Raw genomic sequence first — 1,151 nt, 5'->3', positions numbered from 1 at the left:
CAATTGCGATTTCTAATAAAAACCAGTTTGATAGGAATATCACCTTTGGTTTTTACAATTGCACTGCAAATGATGTCACCTGATTTTTTATTAGGAATAGCCTTAAATAGCTTATGCAGATCAAGCAGCTGTCCTTGGTATTGATAACGTTGTCTAAGTGGTTTTACCATTCCAATAACATCGAGTCCGATATCCTTGATTTCTTTAATGAAAGGCTCTGTTGTAAACCATGAATCCATCAAAACATAGTCAGCGCTTATTCCTGTGTTCTGGCTCTGTTTGATGAGATTAACAGCAACGTTAGGCTTTCTGCTCATTGCTTCAACCCTGCGTTTATAGCCACTAGTTCTCTTATCAATAGAATCAGTAGCTTCACAGTAGCGATTCTCCTCTTTAGGGGTAGATAAAAGTGCTGAGGCTACAGGAACATAACTGACACCATCAGACCAACCTAACTGAAGGCAGTTAAAACCTTTAATAAAAGTCTTAGATACATGATCATACTGTCTTGATAAAAGCTCAACCTCTTTGCCCTTTCTGCTTTCAAGCATGGAGTCATCAAGGATTAGGCAATAGCGTCTATCAGCGTCAGATAGTTTCGTAAAGGAATCAATAACCTCTTTAGCTAACTTAAGATTAAGCAATCTCCAGTTGTTTCTTTCGTTAGAGAGGAATCTGTATATGCTACTTTTAGAAGTACAGACTGGTACTCTGTCTGAGTGTCCAAAATTTCCATAAATAGATTTGTTTGACCTATAAAAGCAAGAGCTTAAGAGCATGAAAACAATGTCTGATACAGAAGCTCCAAAGCCATTGCGTTTTTTGAATCCTGCACCCTTGAGTAAGGAAGGCATCTTTAATTTACGAAAAACTAAAGACAAAGCATTATTTAAATTGTCATAAGACATATTTTGAGATATCATATTCATGGTGTGTTTTTGATGTTATCTGTTTGATTTTTCTAGTAATATTATAACATTTTTAACACACCCATTCTATTCTATCTCATTGATTTTACAAATAATTTTGTATTATTAATGCCTCAAAAATACAGACCTTTTAAGTGCTTAAATCAATACATGTTTTTAAAGAGCATCAACGCTAGAGTGCATCTAGGTTTGTTTTAAATTTCCATGTGGGAAACTAGAGTT

1 protein-coding gene is annotated in these 1,151 nt (G+C 34.9%); it reads right to left on the bottom strand.

The features are described 5' to 3' along the window. On the bottom strand, nt 1–908 hold a 908-nt coding region (locus tag J5V48_RS09720; RefSeq protein ID WP_219938442.1), incomplete at its 3' end, for an IS4 family transposase. Nucleotides 909–1,151: the final 243 nt, after the last annotated feature.

The organism is Succinivibrio faecicola, from assembly GCF_019448115.1.
In the GTDB taxonomy this organism is placed as follows: domain Bacteria; phylum Pseudomonadota; class Gammaproteobacteria; order Enterobacterales; family Succinivibrionaceae; genus Succinivibrio; species Succinivibrio faecicola.
This window is presented reverse-complemented; position numbering and strand designations above follow the sequence as displayed.